Source organism: Candidatus Mycobacterium methanotrophicum (assembly GCF_023515995.1).
GTDB lineage: Bacteria > Actinomycetota > Actinomycetes > Mycobacteriales > Mycobacteriaceae > Mycobacterium > Mycobacterium methanotrophicum.
In genome coordinates, this window is sequence record NZ_CP097320.1 from 3,266,860 (window position 1) to 3,289,489 (window position 22,630).

Here is a 22,630-nt window from a genome sequence, read left to right on the forward strand (position 1 = left end):
TCCTTGGTCTGTTATCCAGCGGCGGGTGGCCGGGCCATCACGGGCGGGAGGCGCATGCCGTATTTCGGAATCGGACGGCGCAGCCGCCCGCTCATGTTCGACATCGGCGAGGCGAGACCGCCGGGCCCGCCGGCGGCGGCCTCCGGGGGTGCGAGCGGGGTGCGGCCCAGCGTCGAGGCGATCGGGCTGGTGGGGGCGACCGCCGACCAGCTCGGCGGCACCGACAACCCGCCGATGTGGCCCGCCTCGCCGGCCGCGGCCGACATGCCCGATCCGGCCCCGCCCAGGGCGGGCATGCCCGCCGACCCCAGCGCACCCGGGTCGAACAGGTTCAACAGCCCCGACCCCGCCGCGCCCGCGGCACCTTGCGCGCTTGAGATATCGGCGAAACGCCCCAACGTCATCAGCAGGAATTCCGGGTTGTAGCCCCCACTGGCAAGTGCCCCGTTGACCACCATGGTGCTGAAGAAGTTGCCGCTTAAAAACGTTCCCAGCGCCGAATTGTTCGACCCACTCAACACCGACGACAAATTCGAGCCGCTGCCGGCGTTGAGCAAAGTGTCGAGCTCGCTGAGCAGACCACCAGCACTGCTGGAGGCTCCGCTGGCGGCGGTGTTGCCGGCGTTGCCCGCCGAGGTACCGCCGGCCTGCGCGACCGCGGCGGCCTGGGCGGCCGGCCCGGCGGCGTTGGTGCTCTGCTGCGGGGCGGTGAACGGGGTCAGCTGCGACGCCGTCGCCGAGGAACCGGCGTAGCCGTACATCGCCGCGGCATCCTGCGCCCACATTTCGCCGTACAGAGCCTCGGTGGCTGCGATCGCCGGAGTGTTTTGCCCGAAGATGTTGGTCGCCACCAGCGACGCGAGCTGAGCGCGGTTGGCCGCGATCTCCGCCGGTGGCACGGTCATCGAGAACGCCGACTCGTAGGCGCTCACCGCCGCCTGCGCCTGCGCGGCTGTCTGCTCGGCTTGCGCGGCGGTGGTGTTCATCCACGCCGCGTAGGGTGCCGCCGCGGCCGCCATCGACGTCGAGGACGGACCCTGCCAGCTGCTGTCGGTGAGACTCGAGACGACAGAGCTGTAAGAGGCTGCCGCCGAGCGCATCTCATCTGCCAGCTGGCTCCAGGCAGCACCGGCGGCCAGCATGGGGCCCGATCCGGCACCCGAATACATTCTGGCGGAATTGATTTCGGGCGCAAGAGCTGCGAAGTCCAACATGGCACACCTCCCTGGTCTCTCGGCGGGTTGCGACGTCTCTCATAGGGCTGCGACCGCGTTGGCCGCCTCAGTGGTCGCATACGAACCGGCACTTGCGCTCAAGACGCGCACGAACATCTCGTGTATCGCCACGGCTTGCGCGCTCACCGCCTGGTACATCTGGGCGTGGCGGGCGAACTGCGCCGCGGTGAGCGCCGACACCTCATCCGCAGCGGCAGGGGCGATCCCGGTGGTCGGGGATGCTGCGGCCGCGTTCTGGGCAGCGATAGCGGTGCCGATACCTTGCAGCTGGTTGGCTGCTGCCGTCAGCATTTCTGGCTGTGTGGTCACGAAGGACATCGGAATTCTCCTTTGAGCAGGCAGGACTAAGCCGCGGCGGTAGTCGCGTCAGAACACGACAGGACCGCGCGTGCGATAACGAGCGTGGGTGTTAAGCGAAGCGGCGCAAGCCGATTCAGCTTATGGTGATGGGGCCGGGGCCGGATCCGAACGAAATGGTCATCGGTTTCGGATACGGACTGTCACTGGAACTCATTTCGCCTCACCTCCTCGCGGCCAGGGCACACAGGGGTGCCAGCACGTTGCACACGGGATGAGGCGGACCCGCCAGATCAGCTGGCCGCGGCACCCCTCTCGTCAGAGCTTTGGCACTGCACGGCGTATCCGGCTGAGCCGGAAGCCACTTGGGCTCAACCCTTAACCCGGGAAGAGCTGTCCTGACCCTGGGCGTCTTTCGACGTTCGAGGTCAGTGGCCTATATCCGAGCAGACGCCTCACCTAGCGAGGTGCTTGCACAGGCAATACTTCCATCATCGGCGGTGGTAGTCAACTCAACGCGCGAAAACAATTGTCGATACCGGTCCCAGGGCGGTCACCGGCAATCGAAAGCCGTTGTGGCTGCATGTAATTCAGGATGTTAATATCGTGCGGACCCGATTCTCGACGCGGTGGACGTCGACGTCGGGTACGGCGTGAACTCCGACGTTTCACGCCGACCGACAGCTTAAAAATCACCGCGTGAGCTTCCTTCCCTTATCCGGCAGCCGGTGGATGCGCTACCACGGTGGGGCGGAACCCATAGCGGGGCGCAGCGAAGCCGAAGCCGCGTCCGCCCATACCCCCCATCGGCACTCCGGGCATACCCGGCACTCCGGGCATCCCGGCCATCTCGGTGCCCGCGCCGGGCGAGATGGCCCAGCCGCCCGATGGCGACGCCATCAGCGGGGCGCTGGTTCCCGGAGTGGCGGCGGCCCAACTTTGCGGCACCGACATCGCCCCGACCAACGTCGCGCGGCTCATCCCGGCCGATACCGCCGATCCACCCAGGCCCGGTGATCCGAGTGATCCCAGCCCCGAACCGACGTGGCTCAGTCCCGCGCTCATTGCCGACGGCGCGGTAGCCCCGGTCATCATTCCCGGATTCAAGCCGCCAAAGCCCTGCCCGGCCACCGCCAAGAACCCGATATCACCGAACGAGCTTGTCACGGCCGGGAACTGGCTGGCCGGGTTGAACCAGTTACCCGAGAGGATCCCGTTCGAGAACCCGGAGCTCAGGTAGCTCCCGAGAGCCGATCCAGTCTGTCCGTCGAGCATATTCAACAACCCGGCGATGCCCGTGGTGGCTTGATCCGACCCTGACGCAAACGGATTGGTGCTCGCAGCCGACATTGGTGATGCCATGCCCTGCAGGGTGTTGGGCATCGTCGAGACCACTTGCGACAGCGTCGACTGCACACCCGCGCTCGACGACGTGCCGGTGGCCTGGGCAACCGCGCCGGTCTGGCTGGCCGCCCCGGCCGCATTGGCGGTCTCCGGCGGCGAACCGAACGGCGTCACCGTCGAGGCGGCCGCCGAAGCTCCGGCGTAGCCGTACATCGCCGCGGCGTCCTGGGCCCACATTTCCCCGTACAACGCCTCGGTGGCCGCGATCGACGGAGTGTTTTGACCGATCACATTGGTCGCCACCAACGCCGCCAACTGTGTGCGGTTGGCCGCGACAACTGCCGGCGGCACCGTCATCGCATGCGCGGCGTCGTACGCCGCCGCGGCCGACCTGGCCTGGTAACCCGCTTGCTCAGCCTCGGCGGCGGTCGTGCTCATCCAATCCACGTATGGTGTGGCCGCCGCCGCCATCGACGCGGACGCCGGTCCCCGCCAGGACCCCTCGGCCAGGCTGGAAACCACCGACGAATAGGCGGACGCTGCCGAACCGAGCTCGGCGGCCAGCACATCCCATGCTGACGCGGCTGCCAGCATCGGCCCCGAACCGGGACCGGCGTACATGCGGGCGGAATTGATCTCTGGTGGTAATGCCCCGAAATCCATTGCGACCCCCCTTATCCCGCAGCGACCGCGCTGGCTGCTTCGGTGACTGCATACGACCCGGCGCTGGTGCTCAGCGCCGACACGTCGTCGGCCGCCGCGCGAATCACCGCCGTCGTCGGGCTGGCTGCGGCCGCGTTGCCGGCTGCCACATCCCCACCGATCCCCTGTAGGTCGCCCGCAGCTGCGGACAACGTTTCCGGTTGCGTTGTCACGAATGACATGGACTTCTCCTCTAAAAATCCTCTAAAAACTCCGACCCGGATACGGGGCTCGCAAACCGGCTCGGTTCGCCAGAGTCGCCGCCGTGACCGGATCAGAATGAGATGGTCATCGATCGTGGATGGTTCTGATCAGAACCATCGGTGCAAGTCGTCGCGGCCCTCCTCCCTACGGCCAGGGCACTCGCGCGAGGACAAGAGAGGCAGATCGCCCGACGAAACCGTCGGGTGGCACCCCTCTCGCCGGAGCTTTGGCACTGCACGGCGTATCCGGCTGAGCCGGAAGCCACTTGGGCTCAACCCTTAGCCCGGGAAGAGCTGTCCTGACCCTGGGCGTCTTTCGACGTTCGAGGTCAGTGGCCTATATCCGTGCAGACGCCTCACCTAGCGAGGTGCATGTTACGTGTTTGTCAAGGTCATCGTCGCAGCCGAGCCACCGCCCGTCAATGCGTCACACTCGGCGCGCCGCATCTGAATTGCGACGCCGCTATTGCTTACCACGCCGTTCGCGGCGGCAAGAATTAACTACAGCCGCATGTCGCCACGCCGACTTTTTCGGGGGGCTAGTCAGCCTTCTTCTCTGCCACGGCGGCGCTGAGACCCTCGGCCAGGTCGTCGCGCGTCAGTTCCTTGAACCGGCGCAGTTGGTCCTCGCTGAACTCGTCGATGTCACTGGACAACACCGCGTCGAGGTCTTCGTCGTCGAGGCGGAAACTGCGGTGGTCACGGGCCTTTTCGACCACGTTGCGGACAAATCCCGCATTGCCCAGCACGTCGATACCGCGGATCAGGTCGCCGTCGCGGGAGATGTTCTCGTCTTCGTAGAACCTGGTGTAGGCCGGCAGCAGCACGTCGACTGCCTCATCGGTGATCACGTCCTCGTTTTCGCGGCCCATCAGCTGCGTCAGCGCGATCAGTTCCTTGGGGTTATAGCTGTAGAACTCGATCACCGTGGAAAACCGCCGCCGCAGACCCTGGTTCACCTCGAGCATCTTGTCCATCGCTTTGGCGTAGCCGGCTCCGAAGACCACCAGCTCGTCGCGATGGTTCTCCATGTACAGCAGCAAGGTGTTGATGATCGCGTTGCCGTAGGCGTCGCCGGTGGAGTAGCCGCTCTCGTGCAGGTTGTGCATCTCGTCGAAGAAGACGGCCCCACCCAGCGCCTCCTCGAGCAGCTCCTCGGTGTTCTTTTCCGCATCGGCCATGTAGCGGCCCAACAACTTTGCGCGGCTGGTCTCCACCACCAACGGCTTGCGCAGCACCGTCAAGCCGCACAGCTGCTTGGCAAATGCGCGGGCCACTGTCGTCTTCCCCGTGCCGGGGGGGCCCAATAACAATGTGTGCCGTGAGGTCACCGGCACCGGCAGGCCCATCTTGGCACGCGCCAGATTCACCTTGGTGGTCGACTTGATCAGCTTGATTTCTCGCTTGGCCTGTTCCATGCCGAGCATCGCGTTGAGCTCGGCATCGCCTTCGTCCAAGTACTTCTTGGCCATCTCGGCGTGACGAGCGGCCTCGGCCTGTTCGCGGGTGGGCGCGCTGTCCGGATCCCACGGATCCGTCCTGGCCTCAATGGTTTCCGGGTCGGTCAGCACCAGCCGATAGCTGGGGTTGTCCAACGCTTCGCGCGCCGGGATGAACTTGGCATCGCGTGAGTACACCCGGCGCAAAGCCTCCACGGCTTCGTCTTCGCGGCCCAGGTGCCTCAAGCACATCCCTTGGGTGTACATCGCAACATTCGCCGCGCCGGGCACTCGGTCGGCCTCGATGGCCTCCTGTGCGCGACGGGTTGCTTCCTCGAACACTCCCAACGAGGCCAGCGCGGTGGTCGCCATTGCCGCACCGGCGGCCTTCAGCTCGGGGTGGCGCCAGGTGGTCGCGGGCGGGAACTGGGCCAGGACGTCGGGCCAGCGGCCGGTGCGGAAATACAGCAGGCCTCGCACGTACTTGAGCAGTTCTTCGTCGAAGGGCTGTCGCGGCTCGGTGGAATCCAGCAGCGCCGCCGCTTCGGCATACCGTTTCGCTTCGGTGAGGGCTGCCACGTAGGCAGCCGCCAGGGACTCCGCACTGGTCACTGCCAGCCGCAGGAACATTCCGTCGGAGACCTCGGGGCGAAACTCCAACTCGGACAAGCCAAGTCGTCGGATTTCCCAGCCGAATGTCTTGACGGCTTTCCACGCGCCGGTGAGCACGTCGATGGTCTGGTCACCGGCGAGTAGCCGCGCCAGCCAGGCGTCGCACATGTCCGGATCGAGCCGGGTGGCTGTCGTGAACATCTGCAACGCCACTTGCCTGTTGTGGCTGGGCTGCAGCCCGTTGACCGAGATGCCCGACGCCAGCAGGCCCGCAACCATCGCGTTACGGGCATCTGCCGTGCTGGCCTGCGGCCGAGTCACCGCAAAGCTTCTGCTTGACTCATCTGTTGATGGTATACAGCACCGACCGGAACCAAGATGCCCTCGCCGTCGTCGAGTATGCGACTCGGCATCGGCAGTGCCCGACGCGAACTCGGCGCGGGAATACTCGCGGCTACCGCCCCCAGCTGACGGCCGGTGAGTCGATTCAGTCCGTTGAACGTCTCTTTGTGTAACCGCTTGTCGCTGTGGTAGCGCACCCACGCCGCCACGTCGGCTTCCCGACCGTCCGCGATGAGCCGGATCGTCACCACAGTGACGTCGGCGTCGGGGAGCCATAGTTCCTGCAGTGTCTCGCTGGTGATGTCGCAAGGTGAGACCCAGAAGCTGGTGACGAAGCCGTCGGGCGTCTTGAGGTAGCGCCAGTACGGCCGGATGTGAGCCGGCTGAAGCCCGGCCAACACGGCGTGGTCGACGTCGGTGATCTCGTCGGCGGTCAGCGGCCGGGCCGTGCAGCTTCGCCCGTCGAGATCATGGGCCAGCCGCTCGGTAGCCGCCGCCAGCGTGCTGGCCACCGAATCGCGGGTGGCCACCGCCTGGACGTTGTGCAACGGATCCATGCGCAAGACCAGCCAGGTGTTGCGCTCATCGAGCGGATCTCGGTCGTCGGCAGACCCGAAATCGTCTTGGACCGCCGATTTGACGCCTTTGCTGGCCCGGCGTGTTCCCACCGATACGATGTCGACGCTGTCAAGGCGGACGTCGAACTGGCGCAGCGCCTCGATGACCGCGTCCAGCGGCATAGTTGCCGGCAACGTGTCGCGATGGCCATGACGCCCAGACGCTGTGTCCACCGCACCTTCTACCCCGATCACCGCGATCAGTCGGCCGTCGTATTCCCGCACGCCGACCGTCTCGCGGCTGAAGCGACGGCGGTGATCGATCGCAGGGGTGCAGCCGACGGTCAGCGCCTCCGGATCGGCGTACCAATTCCGCACTCGCGCAAGCGGTGCCGACGCGATGGGAACGCCGCCATTGGTGACCAGGGCGACGATAGTCACGAACGCCGCTAGACCAACACCGACCCAAAAGGCCGCGTGACCAGCCTGCCAAGAAGCCGGGCAATGACTGGCGATCACCAGCAACGCAACGTCAATGAGAAACACCGCGGTCACCCGCGGCCACGACAGGTCCAGGCCGTATTCCCGTTGAGCCTTCATTCCTGTCTCCCTGTCTTTCGCAATAACATCGCTGCACCGAACACAATCCCGGCTATTAGTAACGCGCCACCAAACCCGCCGGCAGCGACCCACACCGGCACCATGTTGCGTGGAGTAGGCGCTGGGGGCATGTTCAGTGGTGACGCCGAATATTGTGGCAGCGCAGACCCTTCGGGCACATCCCACGTCAGCGCGGCGACGGGGTCGACGACGCCGTAACCGATCTGGTTGTCCACTCCGCGAGCTGGTGCCCTGGCGGTGTGGATCAACCGGTTGATGATCTGGTGCGCCGACAGATGCGGATATTTCGCCCGCACCAGAGCCGCCACACCGGACACGATCGCCGTGGAGAAGCTGGTACCCGACGGCACCAGCAATGAGTTGTCCGGACCATCAATAGCGTTGACCAGGCTGTTATCTCGCGGCGAGAGCCCGACGACGTCGGTACCGGGTGCCGCGATCGACACCCACGGCCCAGCCACACTCAATTTATCCATCGGCGCGCCGGAGGAATCCACCGCGCCGACAGTCAGCACGTAGTCGCTGAACCACGATGGCGTCACTACCGTAGTCACAGCATTCCAGTCGCGAGGATCCTTGGGGTGCAAGGGATCTACGAGCGGATTTTCCTTGCAGTCACGCTGACTGGTGTCGCCCGCGGCGGCGACGATCACCGCATCCTTATCGACCGCCGCGTAACGCACCGCGGCGCCCAGATCGGGCTCGTCGATCAGGCTGCGGGCGCTCATACACATCACCAGGGAGATGTTGATCACCCGCGCGCCCATATCGGCCGCGTGCACGATCGCCCGTGCCATGGTTCGGATGTCGTCCGACTTCTGCCGCGTTTGCGGGTCCTGGTCGCCGGTGTAGGCGTCCTTGAGGCTAAACGCCTGGCTGGACTGGCGGATCGAGATCAACTCGGCGTCGGGGGCAATCCCGACGAATGCGTCGGACGGCCCCGCCGGCGGGGGGTCCAGTGGCGGTGGCGCTGTCGGCCGCGGGTAGTCCACCGAAATGACTTGTTCGCCATGAGAGTAGCCGGGCAGCACTATCTTGCCGTGACCACGGCTGGCGGCTCCCGGTGCCTTGGGTTCCTGCTGCGGCACCTGCGGCACCTGCGGCACCTGCGGTGCGCCGAACGGTGGCGGTGGTCCTTGCGGCTCCTCCCCCGGCGGCGGAGCTGGGACGAGCGTGATCGTCTGCGGAGGCGGTGGCGCCACGCTGATCGTCTGCGGAGGCGGCGCCGGCGGCGGTGGCTCCTTGGTCGGAACCGGCGGTGGCCGCCGCGGCCCCGGCTCTCCCGGTCCTTCAGCGCTCGCCGGGGCGGCGCCAATCATCGACGCGACGAGCGTGCCGTGCGCGTCGCAGTCGGACAGGCCGTCACCGGCCATCACATAGTCGCCGCCGGGAACTAGGTGCGGCAGCCTCGGATGCGGGGTTACCCCGGTGTCGATGATGGCGATCTTCTCACCGCCGCCGCGGCCGAAGCGCCACGCCTCAGGCAGGTTGAGCATGTCCATGTATTTCGGCTGCACCCGAAAGTCGGTGCCCGGCAGCACGCCAACCTCGGTGCAGTACGCGCTCTGCTTCATCGGCTGCGGCGGCCCGGGCGGACCGTCAGGCGGTACGGCCGCCGGATCGATCCTCGGCGGATCGATCGCGTAGGCCGGCGCTCCGGAAAGCGTTACCGAGGCGACAATGAGCGTCGTGCCGGCCACTGCAGCCGCCCGGAGCCGGCTTACCTTGGCGCGCCGACCCGCTGCGCCGGGCTTCGCCGCGCTTGCGATCGCCACGAGTGAATGACTACCGGTAGCGAATCGCTGCATAGACGTTCATCAGCCACAGTGCCAGCGGGAAGATCGGCATCAGGCAGAGGTATTCCACCCATTCCACGAGCTTGCGGAACAGCGGGCTGTAGATCGTGTTGGGAACCACCGCCGCAGCCGTCAACCCCGCTGCAGGCAAGAGCACCACGATCGCCACTCCCGCCGACATCGCCGCCGTTGAGGACAACACCAGCGAGTACCGCACCACGATCGCGGCGATGATCACGAGCGAGGTCAAGGCCAAGGTGATCGCCTGGGAACGGTCGACGTAGGAGCGGCCACGCAGCATCAGGAAGCCGGCAGTGGCGGCGGCCAGCAGTAGCGGCAGCCACCGGTCGGCCGTGCGCGGATCGGAGACGCCCGCCAGCGACACAATCGTCAGCACACCCAGGCCAACCAGCAGGCCGGTCAAAAACGCCCGGGCCCGCTCGGCCCGCAACACAACATCTTGGACGGAAGCCGGGCCTTCGAGGGTCGGACGGCCGCCGCCAGCGGGGTGCACCACGGTGGTCGGCAGATCAGGCCGGGCCTCGAACACCCAGCGACTGGTGGCCGACGGGAACACCGGCAGCCGGATACCGGACAGCCAGCGGGACAGCGCCGGCGCACCGTGATAGCCGAACACACAGGCCAGCAGTATGCACGTCAACAGCGTCACCGCACCGGCGCCGAATGCCATTCGAGCCAGGCTCGCCAGCGTCGCGGCCAGGCACACTGTGACGATCGCAGTTCCAGTACCCAACCGACGGCCGGTGAAGCGCACGGCCATCATCGCGCCGACACCTGCGACCGCGAATCCCATCACCGCGTGCGGCGCACCGACCGGACCGGGGGGCGCGGCAGCCGCCGCGACCGAAAGTGGCGCCAGCCCGCTCCACAGCAAGACGTCGCCGGCGCGGCGGTGCTGCACGGTCTTGGAGCGCGCCAGGATCATCAGCGCCACCGAGATCACCAGCACCGCGATGACCGCGGCGTAGGGCGCCGGAACCCATGACTCGTGCCGCCAGCGGAACCAGCCCAGCAGCGCCGATCCCAGCAGCACCCCGGACGCGACCATCGACGCACCGACCTCGATTGCCACAGTCGAGTTGATCGAGCTGAACCGCTTGCTCAGATTCACCGCCACGGCCGTTGAAATGTGCTCGATGACTTGCGAACGGTGTTCGGTGTCTTCGATGAACCGCAGCCACACCCGGTCGCCGTCGTAGATGTCCTGCTCGCTCAGCGACTGGGCGGCCCGCAGCGGTGTGCCGTCGATGAGGCACAGTGCCCACCTGCCGCGCTGTTTGGCTTCCAGAGCCGGCAGGCCCAGTTCCCGCAGTCGGACGTTGACGACCTTGAGTAACGGGTCGATCATCACCGAGATCGGGGCATTGGCGTCCAGCAGCACGCCGATTTGCGCGCCCTCGCCAGCAATGATGCCAAGCACTACAGACTGCGGCGATGAGACTGCCTCTGTACCAGGCTGTGGCGCCTCGGCTACTGCGGTCATTGTGCAACCCCTCTGTCGATGGTTTCCGGGTCCATGTGTCTTGTCTTGCTATTTGTAACTGTGACGTCGTGTCCCAATTGTTGAGCAGATTCTAGAGTATTTCGCGGCATCCGCACTATGGGTGAATGCTGTGCCGAAAAACCTTGGTATGCGCAATATTTCCGTAACGATTAGTTAAACTCTGCTATGCGTCTTCCACTCGCCATAGGGAAGCGTTTCCAAAACCGTCTTTATCCCCACTTGGACCAACTGCGGGGTGGCCGGGCAGATAGCCAGCCATGCTTCGTTCGACCCGGCGGTTCGCGCTTGCTGGTACATCGCGATACGGCCGCCCGATCCATCCTTCAGCGACAGCACCGAGGCACTGGGCGCCTTGGCGTCGTCCTGGTATTGCCTGGCGTAGACCGCGGCCTCAGCCGCCGGATCTGACAGCGCCTGCCCCAGCGCGGCCACCGTCGCCGCGCTTATGCCGAGCCGCCGTAGATCGCCGCCGGAGAAGACGTTGAAACCGGAGCTCTGCCAGGCCTTCGTGATGTCCAGCATTTCCTCCAGCGGCACGTTGACCGCGTTGATCGCCGCCGGGTCGGCGTGATGGATCGACTCCAGTGCATCGAAGACCAGTGCCGCGATCGAGGCGGTGTCGGCGATTGCGACGTCGTCCACGGTGATCTCGTCGCCGACCCGTACCGCCGAGACCCAGTGCTGGCCGCGGCGGGCCAGCAGCACACGGAATTCGTTGTCCGGGATCTCGCGGGAGCCCACAGGTTCCTCTTCGCTGCCTTCTTCCTTTTCCCTGACGCCATAGAGCAGCTTGCCGCGGGACAACAGCGCGACGACCTCGAGATCGGGCGCGGCCAACACGCGCATCCGGGCAGCGATCGCCTCGTTGACCGCCTCCCCCGTCACGATCCCCTGCTCGCGCATAACTGTCATGCCGGGATGCTGGTTCAGCCAGTCCATCGAATCAGTGGAAACGAATGGCCGACACCGCAATTCGGGTGCGACATGGCGAATATCCAGCAACGCCTGCAACATCCAGAAGCCCTCGACGTTGACTGTGATATCGGTCCGGGTGGTTTGATCCATCGCTACTCTCGTGTCTCGGGGTGGTCGGTTATCGCACGACGCGGCAGCACACCCGGGTCGGTGTGCTGCCGCGCCAATTGGTGACTTTTAAGCCCAGCTAGAGCCAACAGCGCTATCGGTGGACGACATGTTGTTGCCTGCCGTCTGCACCTTCTGCCCGTGCTGGTTCGCCTGCTCGTAGATCACCTGGAAGTTGCGGCCCAACTGGGTGATGAACTCCTGGCAGGCCACCGAACCCGAACCGCCCCAGAAGTCACCGGCGGCCAGCACATCGCGCACGATGGACTGGTGCTCGGCCTCCAACGAAGCGGCCTGGGCCCGGATCAGCGCGCCGTGGGCGTCTACATCACCGAACTGGTAGCTAATTGACATTTATCTGTCCCTCCTGATTGGAAAAGTTTACGCTTGCAGCGAGTTAGCTGCTCAAAATCTGCTGCGAGGCCTGCTCTTGGGACTCGTAGTTGTTGGCGTCGCGGGTCAGCCCGTCGCGCACCCCGTGCAGCATGTTGACGATGTTGCGGAAGGCCTGGTTCATCTGGCCCATGGTGTCATAAGACGTCATCTGGGCGGTACCGCTCCAGCCGGCGCCGGCGATGTTTTGGCTCGATGCCCACATCTTGCGGGCCTCGTCCTCCACCGTCTGGGCGTGCACGTCGAAACGGCCCGCCATCGCCCGCATCTCATGCGGGTCGGTCATAAAACGCGTAGGCACTTACTTGTCTCCTTGATTGAGTAGTGATCGACGACTGCGATGGACGTGCTGGTTGCCGGACCGGTTACCCGAGGTAACCGCCGGCCTGAAACACACTGCTGATCCCCCCCTTCCCCCTACCGGGCTGCCACCACCACAGTGGGACAGACTTCATTGACGGCGTTCAGCCCGCCGCAGCTGCGTTGGCGGCCTCGGTGGCCGCATAGGAGCCGGCGCTGGTGCTCAGTGTGTTGACGAACATCTCGTGGATGGCCGCCGCCTGGGCGCTCACCGCCTGATACATCTGAGCGTGCGCGGCGAACTGCGCGGCCGTCAGGGCCGAAACCTCGTCGGCTGCAGCCGGAACGACGCCCGTCGTCGGGCCCGCCGCGGCCGCGTTCTGTGAGTTCACCGCCGACCCGATGCCCTGCAGGCTGCCGGCCGCTGCCGACAACGCCTCCGGCTGTGTGGTTACAAACGACATTTAGCTTCCCTCCTCGGTCGTTCTGAGCAATACATCCGTCGATGAGAATAGACGCGCGTCCCGTTCCTTGCCGCTGTAGAGCCCGGTGTCGGCAACTGTTCACCGATCGGCAACAACTGTTTCACCTTTGGTAACGGCTGAGTAACAAGCGACGCCGCGGAGGGCTGGTCAGCACTCTCGAGGGGTTTACGACCTGCGCAAATTTGATGATCTCGGCTCGGCAACAGTTTGCGGCTCGACGGCGACTCAACGGTCAGTCCCCGAACGCGGCAGAAAGCAGGACTTAGGGAGCACAAAAAATCTGGCCGCGGATAACGCCTGCAGCAGGCACGTCATACATGCGTCCAGCAAAATTATTAGCCGCTATGCCCTCCCACGCCTGCTCCGTGTTGCCACCCAACGGGCCACTGAACTTTGGGCCGGCTAAACGTGGTGGGAATGCCGGCGACCATCAGCGGCGGTTAGTATCTGGGCATGCCGTTGACCAGCGGCGCGACCTTCGGTGGATACAGCGTCTTGCGTTTATTGGGCTGCGGTGAGACGGGCGACGTCTACCTGGTCCAGCATCCGCGGTTACCGCAGTGGAACGCCTTGAAGGTGTTATCCGCCAGACTGACCGAAGATCGCGAGTTCCACGACCGGTTCATGCGCGAAACCCCAATCGCCACAACGCTGTACCACCCCCACATTCTCGGGGTCGAGTATCGCGGTGAGACCGACGGGCAGCTGTGGGTCACGATGGACTACGTCAACGGCGCCAGCGCGGCGCAGCTCATCGCTAACCGGTTGCGAACCGGGATGCCTGTCGGTGAGGTGCTGGCGACCATCACGGCCGCCGCCGACGCCCTTGATTACGCCCACAGCCGGGGCATGCTGCATCGCAACATGACACCCGCGAACATTCTGTTCACCAGCCCAACCGACGGTGAACGACAAATACTTCTCACTGACTTCGGGATAGCCCGACCGCTCGGCGATCCCAACGGCCTCGCGGCGCCCGGTCTCACCGGTGAAGCGGTCGCCTACACCGCACCCGAACAATTGGCCGGCTCGGACATCGACGGACGTGCCGACCAGTATGCGCTCGCGGCCACCGCGTTTCACCTGCTCACGGGTGCGCCGCCATTCCAGCAGTCGAATCCGGCCGCCGTCGTCAGTCAACATCCGACCGCGCGACCTCCCGGCCTGCGAGATCGGCGCCCCGACCTCGCACGCTTGGATGACGTACTCGCGACCGCGTTGGCCAAGAATCCCCACGATCGGTTCGAGAGTTGCCGCGCCTTCGCCGACGCGCTTAGTTACAGTGCCGGGGCCTGGACCGGTGAGCGCAGTCCCGAGGCCTACCTCACTGTCGTCGACTATCCCGACGACATGCCCGAGGCCGCGCCCACACCGGGCGGTCCGGCGCAGTCTGGCGTGTTCCCGGCGTGGGCGAGAACGGTACGCGGTCTTGCGCAGCATCACTCCGCCATCGGGCAGGCCGCCGAGGCGCCCGCCCAGCCGGCGGTGATTCGGCGCCGCCGGTGGCCCTGGATCGTTGCGCTGAGCAGCGCGGCGGCTGCGCTGTGCGCCGGACTGCTGGGCGTCGGCATCGTGATCGGTCGCGGCAACGACGCCGCGCCCAAGCAAGCCCCTGGCCCAACCACAGCCATCCGCAGCTCCGCTGCGGCCGCCGCGCCGCCGGCGACGACCAGTCGTAATTTTCCGGGACCGGGGGAAGCACTGGACGGGTCCTACCGCGTCGACGTCAATCGCGACCAGCAGACCTACAACAGCACTCCCGACCCGCAACCGCCGAACGTCAGCACCTGGTGGGCTTTCCGTACCTCGTGCACACCCACGACCTGTGTTGCCACCGGGACCATGCTGGACGACAACAACCACCAAACCCCGAGCCCGGCGGGCAGCAATATGCCGCTGGTGATGGATTTCCGTGACGGCGCCTGGCAGTCACGACCGGACACGGTGCAGTTCGCGTGCCTGGGACCGGATGGAGCGCCGGCCAAACAAACCACCACGCAGGCCATCCGGCTGGCGCGATCAAACGGTTCGCTGCACGGCACGATGACCGTCACCGTTGACACCGACGAGTGTGGTCAGGCAGGCGCGACGATCGAGATCCCGGCAGTGGCTGCGCACGTCGGCGAGGTACCTGCGGGGGTGCAGGTGCCCAGCGCGCCGCCGATGGCCCCACCCGCGCCGGTCACGACGCGGCCGACCCGCTGACCGCGGAGTCGGTGGGTCTGGTCACCTGAACCGCAGCGGTAAGTACCCGCGGCGCCACCGGCGCCGACGACTCCGGCCGAACGAACGCGATGTAAACGCGATGTAGACCAATCCCGTCCAGGCCGACACATATGTGAAGTCCTGTGCCGACCGCCGGAGTATGCCGAGGGCCGCTACTGCGGTTTGACGCAGTTGCCCGGCCAAGATGGTCAGTGTCCGTTCACGTGCAGCTCATTTTCTCGTCGCTGGCACTTCAGCCGGAGATGCCAGGGTCTGCCCAGGCGTTTCGCAGGACATGCTCAGGAACTTCGTTTGCGCTCGCCGCGCCACGGCGGCGGTTTGTCAGTGACGGTCAGTTGCGGGAAGGGATACGCGAATGCTGGATTACGCGGCGATGCCGCCGGAGATCACCTCCACCCTGGTGTACACGGGCCAAGGGTCGGCGCCGATGGTGGCGACCGCGTCGGCTTGGGATGCGCTCGCCGCGCAACTGAGTTCGTTCGCGCAGGGCTACTCGTCGACGATCACGGCCCTGCAGGACCAGGAGTGGACGGGTCCCGCCTCGACGGCGATGGCCGAGGCGGCCGCCCCCTATGCGGCGTGGGTGAGCACAACGGCGACCCAAGCCGAGCAGACGGCCACCCAAGCCCGGGCGGCCGCAGCGGCCTACGAGACGGCACACGCGTCCGTTGTGCCGCCGCCGCTGATAGCCGCCAACCGCACCCAGTTGACGAATCTGATTGCGACCAACCTCTTAGGCCAGAACTCGCCGCAGATCGCGGCCACTGAGGCCCAGTACGAACAGATGTGGGCCCAAGACGCCAGTGCGATGTACGGCTACGCCACCTCGGCGTCGTCGGCGACCAAGCTCACGCCTTTCACGGCGCCACCGCAAACCGCCAACCCCGCCGGACAATCGGCCCAAGCCGCCACGACGGCCGCCCAAACCGCCGGCTCGGGCGCCTCGCATTTCAACAGCCTGTCGCAGATGCTTTCGAATGTCCCGCAACAACTCTCCTCGGCAGCGAGCCCGGCTGCGGCAACATCGGACACAACCTCAGTGTTCGGAATCCAGGTGCCGAACTCGCTGGTGACCAGCATCGGAGACTTCAACACCATCATCAACCCAATAAGTTTCTACGCGGCGTTGAGTCGTACCGTCGCCAACGTCAGCGCCGCCGCCATGATCATGGGCCGACTAGTTGGCGACTCCGCGCTGTACGCGCCGCTGGCCATGCTGAGCGACGCGACGTCGCCGGTCACGTCCGCGGCCGGGGGAGGCATTTCCAATGCGGTGCTTGCCAGCACAAGCACCGCCGCTCCGATAGGGCCGTTGTCGGTGCCCCCATCGTGGGCGAGCGCGACTCCGGTGGCCACCGCCGCCAGCGAACAACCGCTGTGGGTGTCAGGGGCCGAGGGGTTCTACGAAGCCGATTCGGCGGCCGGCGCCATGCCGACAGCGGGTATCGGACCGATGGCGGGGATCGCCGGCGCGGCCGCAGCCGGCATGCTGGCGCGTCCCGTCGTCAGCAATATGTTGCGGGTCGCGCCCCGGCGCTACAAGATGCCCCGCCCTAAAGCCGGCGGATAGCCAATCCAAAGCACGCCGCACCGCCGCCCCGTTGTTGTCCGAAAATTAAGGAACAGTAATGCTGGATTTTGCGGCGCTGCCGCCCGAGGTCAATTCGGCCCGAATGTACGCCGGCCCGGGGTCGGGGCCGATGATGGCGGCAGCGACAGCCTGGGATGAACTGGCCGCGCAACTGGAATCGTTCGTGTCCGGCTACTCGGCGCAGCTGACGACTCTGCAAGGTCCGCGTTGGTCGGGGCCGGCCTCGACGGCGATGGCCGCCGCGGCCACCCCGTATCTGGCGTGGACGAACACCACAGCCACACAGGCCGCGCAGACGGCCAACCAGGCGCGGGCGGCGGCGGCCGCCTATGAGGCGGCGTTCGCAGCGACGGTGCCTCCGCCGGTGATCGAGGCCAACCGGGCGTTGTTGACGGCGTTGATCGCAACGAACTTCTTCGGCCAGAACACTCCGGCGATCGCCGCCGCCGAGGCGCTCTACGCCGAGATGTGGGCTCAAGACGCCGCGGCCATGTACGGCTATGCCGCGTCGTCACTCCCGGCGGCGGCCACGTTGACGCCGTTCACACCGCCGCCGCAGACCACCAATCCCGGCGGGCAACCGGCGCAATCCGCCGCGGCAGCTCACGCGGTCGGCACAGCGGCGGGCGAATCTACGCAAAGCGCGTTGGCGCACGCGCTTCCGGCTTCGTCAAACATTGGGCAGAGCGTGGCAAACTCCAGTGCTGCGACGTCGACGTCTTCGTCGGGGTCATCCGGGTACTTTTACATCGACAATCTGCAAACCTATCTACAGTTTTCCAACCTTTTGCACTCGTCGTTCGTTGCGCAATATTACAATTACGGCGTCACCATCGGCGATCAGGGCATGTTCAATACCGCTTACCTAGTTTACGGCCAGCTTCTCGGTTTTCCGAGGACGACGCCGCCGCTGCTGGGCACCGGTGGACAGGCATTAGCGGCGGGTTCGACAAGTTCCACCGGCCAGCCGGTGCTCGCCAGCACCGCCAAAGCGGCGTCGGTGGGGCCGCTTTCGGTGCCGCAGGGCTGGACCGAGGCGACACCGGCGGGCAAAACCGGTTACCTCGCCCAGTCGTTGGAGTCGCCGTCGTCGGAAACGGGTCAGCGGGCCGAGTCCGCGGAATTGGTCAGCGCCAAATCAGCTGCGCCCATGGCGGACCAGCCGCCGATGCAGCCGGTCATGGGACCGATGAGCGGCGCCGCGGCGCGCCACAGCGACAACTCCATGTTCCGCATGCGGGATCGCCGGTGGCGAATGCCCCGGCCCGCGGTCGGCGGATAGCACCAGTATCGAACCTGCGGGTCTATAACTCTCGCGCGCGACCGGTGAAGAAAGGGAATGGGAATGCTGGATTTCGGGCTCTTGCCGCCGGAGATCACCTCGACCAGGATTTATACCGGCCCGGGAGCGGAGCCGACGATGGTGGCCGCGTCGGCCTGGGACGCGCTCGCCGCGGAGTTGGATTCGTTCGCGGCAGGCTACGATGCGACAATATCGAGCTTGCAGGACGAAGGGTGGCTGGGTCCCGCTTCGAATGCCATGGCCGCTGCGGCCGCACCGTACGCGCAGTGGGCGGCCAGCACCGCGGAACGAGCACAACTCGCGGCCAGCCAAGCTCGGGCGGCAGCGGCCGCCTTCGAGGCGGCACATGCGGCGGTTGTGCCGCCGCCGCTGATAGCCGCCAACCGAACCCAGTTGTTAAGCCTGGTGAAAACCAACATACTCGGTCAGAACACGGCCCAGATCGCGGCCACCGAAGCCGCCTACGAGGCGATGTGGGTGCAAGACGCCTCTGCGATGCACAGCTATGCCACGTCCGCGTCCTCGGCGACAAAGCTGGCGCCGTTCACCGGGCCACCGCCGACCACCAATCCCGTCGCAGCGCCCGCGGCGTCTGCGGCGGCCGCGTCGCAATCCACCCTGTCGCAGGTGCTTTCGAGCGTGCCGCAGCTGCTCTCAGCAGCGGGCACAAGCGCACCGGCGCAAGCCGGCATACCGATACCGGAGTGGTTTATGACGCTGATGACCGATCTCAACTACGTCCAACGAGTTCCGGACATCTTCGTGTTCGTGCAAATGCGTAACGTTGGGGCGATCGGCGACGCCTTAATTTTTGGTACCAGGTTCGGGTCCGATGGCGCACTTTTTGCGCCACAGGAATTGTATGCGCCGGCGGTAGGAGTTGCTGGGGCGACGTCGCCGGCCACGGCGTCCGCACCAACGGCGCTGGCTTCAGCGGCCGAATCGGCGGACGTCAACCGGGCGGTGCTTGCCAGCGTGGGCGAGACGACCCCGGTCGGGCGATTGTCGGTGCCCGCATCCTGGACAAATGCGACTCCGGCCGCCGCTGCGACCCAGCAGTGGCTGTCGTCGGGGACCGCGGGGTCGTGGGATGCTGCTCCGAAAATGCAAACGGCCGGCGCAGGGCCGGCGGCCGCCATGGGGCCGATGGCAGGGGCGGCCGGTGCGGCCGCGGCCCGCAAAGTGGTGCGTCCCAGTATCAGCACCATCTTGCAGGTCACGCCTCCCCGCTACAAGATGCCCCGTCATTCCTCCGGTGGATAGCTGCTCCCCGGGGGCCCGGCGTGCCGCAGCCTGGGCGAGTGCGGGGCTGGGCTGGCCTTCGTCGATCGTCTCCCGCCGCACCAGGTCCGCATGTCAGCGGGCCAGCCGTGCAGCCCGGTCTGCGCCGGCGGACTCGCGCGGCAGCCCGGTCAGCTCCGCCGCCTGCGCGTCTTGGCGCGCCACGCTATCAGCGGATGAAACCCCCAGCCGCCCTTGAAAGTTGCCCGCCGCGTGCTGTTTGTTGCTGTGCGGGTCGATCGACGACGCGTTGATGCCGATCACGAACGCCGCCGCGGGCATCATTCCGTTCAAGGACCACGGCCCCCGTCAAGGACACGCTGATCGATTTCCCCAAGTTAGGTCAAGTGGCTCCGAAGGCGGATCAGTAGTCCGGAGTGTTCGGGCAGTACAAACGCCGTGCCACCGCCACGAAGTGGGCGCCCTGCAGAAGCGGCATGCCGGGGGCGGCGCTTCTCACCCCGTTCACGGCATCGCGGATGGTGTTGCCCTGCTGGATAGTCGCACAGGCGCCTTTGGCGATGGCGACTGCTTCGGGACCACTCGGTTGTTTGATGCCGAGGCGGTCGATCGCGCCAAGGAATGTGGTGTCGGTCGCGCTGGGGACATACTCATACGGATCAGTTGGCTCGGCGTGCGCCGACGCGGCCACACCGACGGCTGCTGCCGCGCAGGCTGACGTCACGAGCAGTGTGACAGCGTGCGCCGCCACCCGGAAGCGTGGGTCGCGCCCACGAAGTGGTGTTTTCACCGGAGGCCATTCGTGTTCTGTCATCGCTCATCTCCCCGTCTGCTCGCGGTGTGGACACCTCGACGGCGTGCTCGAAATCGTGCGGCGCAACGACTTTCCGGCTCCGACCGTTCAGCACGATGCTAGATGCCGCGGCCGGACTCTCATAGGCTCACCGATCAATATTTGCAATTGTTTTCACGCCCATTCACCAAAGACACCCTGTTGTTCACCTGTCATTCATGCGTTCGTCAGACCCTGATTTTTCAGCCGGGTTTGTAATGATCTTGCTTTCGGTGGTCGGGTCGCTGGTGGCTGTGCTGTTGGGCGATGGCGTAATTGGGCGTGGGCGTGGCTGCGGCGGTGTGGTGACCGGTTTTGGGCATGCGTCGATCGCGGTGGAGGCTTCGAGATGCGCTGCGAGGGTGCGGTTTTCAGTGGGCTGCGAATGGTCAACCGGAGGCCGGTAGCCCAGATGTGTCGTAGCGCGGCGGCGAACGCCTCGACGTGGGGGTAGGCGGTGGCCGTGGCCACCAGCCGGGCGGCGACGTTGAGAAATGCCAGGCGCAGTCGTTTGCCACCCGCTCGGCGTAGCTTGCGGGGCAGGGCCAGGGTGCCCAGCCATAGCCCGACGTTGTGAACGGGGGCGGCGACCCGCCAGCACAGCCAGTTACCGAAAACCGCTTGCACCGAAGATCATCCCGAAGTCGTTCATGAGCGCGCGGACGGCGTCTTCGGGGATGCCGCCGCGCAGCCGGTGATGCGCCTCGACCTCGGCCGCCCTGAGCTTCTACGCGGTGACGTTGGTGATGATCGCGTGTAGCCGCCAGCCGTCGAGGTCGTCGAACGCCAGCTGGTCACCGGGTTGTTTGGGTTGGCGGCACGAAATTGGCGGCTCATAAAAAGCTTTGGCAAATGACACGCCAATTACAGTCGGCATTCCGGGCATGCCAGCCGGCCGCTGCCTAGCTAGGGTAGCGATGTGCTTGCTCGCAGCTGCTGGCTTTTTCTATCTAGGCTCGCAGCCTATTGGCGGCCAACCCGGGCTGCGATGCCGATCTCCTGCGTGGCGTTGGTTGGTCAGCAGACGTAATGCCTCATGTAAATATGCCCGCGAAACCTGATCCATGCCTCACGTAGGAATGCCCGCGAAATCAGGGTCAGCTGGCCGTCTTGTTCGTGGTGCGGATGCCGGATCTGACGTCGGGCAGGGCGGCGGGTATAGAGGCGAGGTAGAGCTGCTCGGTCTTGTCCTTGGCGGGTCTGAGCAGGGCAGCCTGCAGGTCGGCGATCTGGCGGGCGATCGCGGCCGGGTTGAGGCTGTGTCGGTAGGTGAGCAGCTCCGATTTCTGCGCCGCTGAGAGGACCCCGGCGGCCAGCAACCGGTCCAGCGGGGTCATGGGCTTGTCGTAGAGCCGGCGGCGTTGACCGTCGCGGCTGCAGCCGTAGCCGATGGGTTTGATGGTGGGGGTCAGGTAGTTGAGCCGGTCGTTGACCAGGTGCCAGAGCCGGTTGAGCACCGCGCGTTCCTCGTCGGTGTCGTAGCGGTAGTAGAATCCGTATCGGCGCACCAGGTGGTTGTTCTTGGACTCGATCGTGGCCTGATCGTTCTTCTTGTAGGGCCGTGAGCGGGTGAAGAAGATCTCCATCTGCGCCGCCCACTTGATGACAGCCTTGTTCAGGAACTCGGTCCCGTTGTCGACGTCCAAACCGGTTACCTCATAAGGTATTTCATGCACTCCTGCTTTCAGTGCGCCCAGGATGTGGGTGTTGGCGTTGTTGCGCACGGTGCGGGTGAACACCCAGCCGGTATGGACATCGGTGAGGTTGAGGGTGCGGGCGAACTCGCCTTTGAGTGTTGGGCCGCAATGCGCGACCGTATCACCCTCGAAGAAACCGGGTTCGTCTTCTACCTCATCGCCAGCCCTGCGAACCTTGATCGAATTCCGCAGCAGCGGTGAGGGTGTCGTCGTCGAAACACCACTGATCTGGTCCCTGGCCTTCGCCGGCGCCAGATAGCGGTCAATCGTCGCCGCGCTCATCTCCAGCAGCTCGGCACGCACGTCCGGGCTGTAGCGGTCACGACCGAAGGCCAGCTCATCGTGGCGTTGCAGGCCGTCGAGCTGCAAGCGCATCGAAGCAGCCAAATACTTCCCGCACTGCCCACCCGAGGCGGCCCAAACCCTTTGCAGCACCTTGAGCGCGTCGTAGGAAAACTTCACAGCCCTGGGCTTGCGGGGCCGCTTCGCCACATTGCGCCCCGGCCCCGGTGGCCGCTTTGCCGCTGCCGTGAGCCTGCGGCGGGCGTTGTCGCGCGACCAGCCCGTCACCTCAACGATCTGGTCCAGAATCTGCCCCCTGTTCTTCTTCGAGGCCTTCACATACGCCTTGGCGTACCTGGTGGTGATCTCGGCACGAGACGTCATCGACAACCCACATTCCATGCCTAACGACGGTCACCGTTTCGCGGGCATTCTTATGTGAGGCACCGAGGGTGTTTCGCGGGCACTTTTCGTGAGTCAAGTCGGCAGATTGCAACGGCGGCCCGTCTGCTGCGATAGTTGG

21 protein-coding genes and 2 riboswitches are annotated in these 22,630 nt (G+C 65.6%); of the genes, 4 read left to right on the plus strand and 17 right to left on the minus strand.

Translation table 11 applies throughout. The features are described 5' to 3' along the window. Nucleotides 1-11: 11 nt before the first annotated feature. The 12 genes from M5I08_RS16890 to M5I08_RS16945 form a co-directional block, all read right to left on the minus strand. Nucleotides 12-1,214, minus strand: coding sequence for a PPE family protein (locus M5I08_RS16890; RefSeq protein ID WP_304502961.1), 1,203 nt, complete (start codon nt 1,212-1,214; stop codon nt 12-14). Nucleotides 1,215-1,253: 39 nt separating this feature from the next. Then, complete coding sequence (locus M5I08_RS16895) at nt 1,254-1,553, minus strand: PE family protein (protein WP_219069805.1); 300 nt, start codon at nt 1,551-1,553, stop codon at nt 1,254-1,256. Nucleotides 1,554-1,835: 282 nt separating this feature from the next. Further along, nucleotides 1,836-2,006: riboswitch (M-box (ykoK) riboswitch) on the minus strand. A gap of 240 nt (nt 2,007-2,246) precedes the next feature. Beyond that, complete coding sequence (locus M5I08_RS16900) at nt 2,247-3,539, minus strand: PPE family protein (RefSeq protein WP_219069803.1); 1,293 nt, start codon at nt 3,537-3,539, stop codon at nt 2,247-2,249. 11 nt (nt 3,540-3,550) lie between these two features. Beyond that, nucleotides 3,551-3,760: a PE family protein gene (locus tag M5I08_RS16905; RefSeq protein WP_219069801.1), complete on the minus strand. Its 210-nt coding sequence runs from the start codon at nt 3,758-3,760 to the stop codon at nt 3,551-3,553. Between the two features lie 225 nt (nt 3,761-3,985). Then, nucleotides 3,986-4,156: riboswitch (M-box (ykoK) riboswitch) on the minus strand. A 164-nt stretch (nt 4,157-4,320) separates the two neighbouring features. Beyond that, nucleotides 4,321-6,153, minus strand: coding sequence for a type VII secretion AAA-ATPase EccA (gene eccA / locus M5I08_RS16910; RefSeq protein ID WP_219069799.1), 1,833 nt, complete (start codon nt 6,151-6,153; stop codon nt 4,321-4,323). Then, a complete protein-coding gene (eccE, locus tag M5I08_RS16915) occupies nt 6,150-7,331 on the minus strand; it encodes a type VII secretion protein EccE (RefSeq protein WP_219069797.1) in 1,182 nt (393 codons plus the stop codon). The genes eccA and eccE overlap by 4 nt, the downstream gene beginning before the upstream one ends. Beyond that, complete coding sequence (gene mycP, locus M5I08_RS16920; RefSeq protein WP_219069795.1) at nt 7,328-9,160, minus strand: type VII secretion-associated serine protease mycosin; 1,833 nt, start codon at nt 9,158-9,160, stop codon at nt 7,328-7,330. The genes eccE and mycP overlap by 4 nt, the downstream gene beginning before the upstream one ends. Continuing rightward, nucleotides 9,138-10,652, minus strand: coding sequence for a type VII secretion integral membrane protein EccD (gene eccD, locus M5I08_RS16925; RefSeq protein WP_219069793.1), 1,515 nt, complete (start codon nt 10,650-10,652; stop codon nt 9,138-9,140). Before eccD ends, mycP begins: the two co-directional genes overlap by 23 nt. A gap of 174 nt (nt 10,653-10,826) precedes the next feature. Next, entirely contained in the window at nt 10,827-11,738 is a 912-nt protein-coding gene (locus M5I08_RS16930; protein ID WP_219069791.1) for an ESX secretion-associated protein EspG, read from the minus strand. 87 nt (nt 11,739-11,825) lie between these two features. Then, nucleotides 11,826-12,110, minus strand: coding sequence for a WXG100 family type VII secretion target (locus M5I08_RS16935; RefSeq protein ID WP_219070429.1), 285 nt, complete (start codon nt 12,108-12,110; stop codon nt 11,826-11,828). 43 nt (nt 12,111-12,153) lie between these two features. Continuing rightward, nucleotides 12,154-12,450: a WXG100 family type VII secretion target gene (locus M5I08_RS16940; protein ID WP_219070427.1), complete on the minus strand. Its 297-nt coding sequence runs from the start codon at nt 12,448-12,450 to the stop codon at nt 12,154-12,156. Between the two features lie 163 nt (nt 12,451-12,613). After that, the gene (locus tag M5I08_RS16945; protein WP_219070425.1) at nt 12,614-12,913 is read right to left on the minus strand and encodes a PE family protein; all 300 of its coding nucleotides are present in this window, start codon (nt 12,911-12,913) and stop codon (nt 12,614-12,616) included. Nucleotides 12,914-13,387: 474 nt separating this feature from the next. Between M5I08_RS16945 and M5I08_RS16950 the strand changes: the two genes are divergently transcribed. The 4 genes from M5I08_RS16950 to M5I08_RS16970 all read left to right on the plus strand — a co-directional run bounded on the left by M5I08_RS16950 (nt 13,388) and on the right by M5I08_RS16970 (nt 19,317). Further along, the gene (locus M5I08_RS16950; RefSeq protein WP_219070423.1) at nt 13,388-15,139 is read left to right on the plus strand and encodes a serine/threonine-protein kinase; all 1,752 of its coding nucleotides are present in this window, start codon (nt 13,388-13,390) and stop codon (nt 15,137-15,139) included. A 376-nt stretch (nt 15,140-15,515) separates the two neighbouring features. Next, nucleotides 15,516-16,730: a PPE family protein gene (locus M5I08_RS16955; protein ID WP_219070421.1), complete on the plus strand. Its 1,215-nt coding sequence runs from the start codon at nt 15,516-15,518 to the stop codon at nt 16,728-16,730. A gap of 58 nt (nt 16,731-16,788) precedes the next feature. Continuing rightward, nucleotides 16,789-18,033: a PPE family protein gene (locus M5I08_RS26355; RefSeq protein ID WP_219070419.1), complete on the plus strand. Its 1,245-nt coding sequence runs from the start codon at nt 16,789-16,791 to the stop codon at nt 18,031-18,033. A 63-nt stretch (nt 18,034-18,096) separates the two neighbouring features. Continuing rightward, nucleotides 18,097-19,317 (plus strand): PPE family protein, encoded by a 1,221-nt coding sequence (locus M5I08_RS16970; protein ID WP_219070417.1) that lies wholly within the window; start codon nt 18,097-18,099, stop codon nt 19,315-19,317. 93 nt (nt 19,318-19,410) lie between these two features. On the opposite strand, the gene M5I08_RS16975 is transcribed toward M5I08_RS16970, so the two are convergent. From M5I08_RS16975 to M5I08_RS16995, 5 genes are all read right to left on the minus strand, one after another. Then, on the minus strand, nt 19,411-19,629 hold the full coding sequence (locus M5I08_RS16975; protein WP_219070409.1) for a hypothetical protein: 219 nt from the start codon (nt 19,627-19,629) through the stop codon (nt 19,411-19,413). 70 nt (nt 19,630-19,699) lie between these two features. Next, nucleotides 19,700-20,110, minus strand: a complete 411-nt coding sequence (locus tag M5I08_RS16980; RefSeq protein ID WP_219070406.1) for a DUF732 domain-containing protein — start codon at nt 20,108-20,110, stop codon at nt 19,700-19,702. Between the two features lie 195 nt (nt 20,111-20,305). After that, the gene (locus M5I08_RS16985) at nt 20,306-20,755 is read right to left on the minus strand and encodes a hypothetical protein (protein ID WP_219070404.1); all 450 of its coding nucleotides are present in this window, start codon (nt 20,753-20,755) and stop codon (nt 20,306-20,308) included. Nucleotides 20,756-20,855: 100 nt separating this feature from the next. Continuing rightward, complete coding sequence (locus tag M5I08_RS16990; RefSeq protein WP_219070402.1) at nt 20,856-21,005, minus strand: hypothetical protein; 150 nt, start codon at nt 21,003-21,005, stop codon at nt 20,856-20,858. Between the two features lie 220 nt (nt 21,006-21,225). After that, the gene (locus tag M5I08_RS16995) at nt 21,226-22,491 is read right to left on the minus strand and encodes an integrase catalytic domain-containing protein (protein WP_249762798.1); all 1,266 of its coding nucleotides are present in this window, start codon (nt 22,489-22,491) and stop codon (nt 21,226-21,228) included. Between the last annotated feature and the right edge of the window lie 139 nt (nt 22,492-22,630).

Bases quoted from the DNA above. Each gene is read 5' to 3' on its own strand.
- M5I08_RS16890 (WP_304502961.1), bottom strand. From the start codon at position 1,214: ATGTTGGACTTCGCAGCTCTTGCGCCCGAAATCAATTCCGCCAGAATG.
- M5I08_RS16935 (WP_219070429.1), bottom strand. From the start codon at position 12,110: ATGTCAATTAGCTACCAGTTCGGTGATGTAGACGCCCACGGCGCGCTG.
- M5I08_RS16930 (WP_219069791.1), bottom strand. From the start codon at position 11,738: ATGGATCAAACCACCCGGACCGATATCACAGTCAACGTCGAGGGCTTC.
- eccD (WP_219069793.1), bottom strand. From the start codon at position 10,652: ATGACCGCAGTAGCCGAGGCGCCACAGCCTGGTACAGAGGCAGTCTCA.
- M5I08_RS16900 (WP_219069803.1), bottom strand. From the start codon at position 3,539: ATGGATTTCGGGGCATTACCACCAGAGATCAATTCCGCCCGCATGTAC.
- M5I08_RS16990 (WP_219070402.1), bottom strand. From the start codon at position 21,005: ATGCCGACTGTAATTGGCGTGTCATTTGCCAAAGCTTTTTATGAGCCG.
- mycP (WP_219069795.1), bottom strand. From the start codon at position 9,160: ATGCAGCGATTCGCTACCGGTAGTCATTCACTCGTGGCGATCGCAAGC.
- M5I08_RS16950 (WP_219070423.1), top strand. From the start codon at position 13,388: ATGCCGTTGACCAGCGGCGCGACCTTCGGTGGATACAGCGTCTTGCGT.
- M5I08_RS16955 (WP_219070421.1), top strand. From the start codon at position 15,516: ATGCTGGATTACGCGGCGATGCCGCCGGAGATCACCTCCACCCTGGTG.
- M5I08_RS16980 (WP_219070406.1), bottom strand. From the start codon at position 20,110: ATGACAGAACACGAATGGCCTCCGGTGAAAACACCACTTCGTGGGCGC.
- M5I08_RS16895 (WP_219069805.1), bottom strand. From the start codon at position 1,553: ATGTCCTTCGTGACCACACAGCCAGAAATGCTGACGGCAGCAGCCAAC.
- M5I08_RS16905 (WP_219069801.1), bottom strand. From the start codon at position 3,760: ATGTCATTCGTGACAACGCAACCGGAAACGTTGTCCGCAGCTGCGGGC.
- M5I08_RS16945 (WP_219070425.1), bottom strand. From the start codon at position 12,913: ATGTCGTTTGTAACCACACAGCCGGAGGCGTTGTCGGCAGCGGCCGGC.
- eccE (WP_219069797.1), bottom strand. From the start codon at position 7,331: ATGAAGGCTCAACGGGAATACGGCCTGGACCTGTCGTGGCCGCGGGTG.
- M5I08_RS16970 (WP_219070417.1), top strand. From the start codon at position 18,097: ATGCTGGATTTCGGGCTCTTGCCGCCGGAGATCACCTCGACCAGGATT.
- M5I08_RS16995 (WP_249762798.1), bottom strand. From the start codon at position 22,491: ATGACGTCTCGTGCCGAGATCACCACCAGGTACGCCAAGGCGTATGTG.
- M5I08_RS26355 (WP_219070419.1), top strand. From the start codon at position 16,789: ATGCTGGATTTTGCGGCGCTGCCGCCCGAGGTCAATTCGGCCCGAATG.